The 548-nt window shown below is 43.2% G+C and carries 1 protein-coding gene; it reads right to left on the bottom strand.

What is annotated here, in order from left to right:
* The coding region (locus tag R7P74_RS28600) for a recombinase family protein (RefSeq protein WP_318124068.1) at positions 1 to 372 on the bottom strand (372 nt) is incomplete at its 3' end.
* Positions 373 to 548 lie beyond the last annotated feature (176 nt).

The following is a 548-nucleotide window of genomic DNA, read 5'->3' as shown; positions in this document are numbered from 1 at the left end:
ATGCTGAATTTGCACCTTTCCATAACCTGATAGCAAAGCGAGTAACGTTTTCGTCTGTTCTGAGTCAGGTTCAAACGTCAATGGTTCACATACGGTTTTTAGTGTGACGCCTTTTTCAAGCAAGGCTCGAATGGCGTTGAGAGCCTGACTAAAATCGCGACCAAATGCTGTCAGCCACCACATCACGATGGTGTCGCCAGATTGAATCGTATTGCTAAGTTTTTGAAACGCTTCTCTTTCTGAAGGGGGAACGCAGCCACGAATTTTATCTTCAAAATGCAGCGCATCAGGAGCGGCCTCGCGCAACGCAGCAAGGTGATCACTGTGGGCTTTATTTTTTGGAGAGTAGCGCGTGTAGATATAAGTCGTCATGACCGCATTCCTCATTGGGTTGGTTCATATACTGTAATGGTCCATAAATATACAAGGGTTCATTAATGCTTACAACACTAAATGAGCCATTTAAGTTTTCTTAGAGCATATCCCAATTATCTAGGTGAGGAGTTTTATGGATGATTGGTGTTTAAAGATGTATGTTGGGGTATCTG

The sequence above is a fragment of the Vibrio sp. 2033 genome (assembly GCF_033339735.1).
This window is presented reverse-complemented; position numbering and strand designations above follow the sequence as displayed.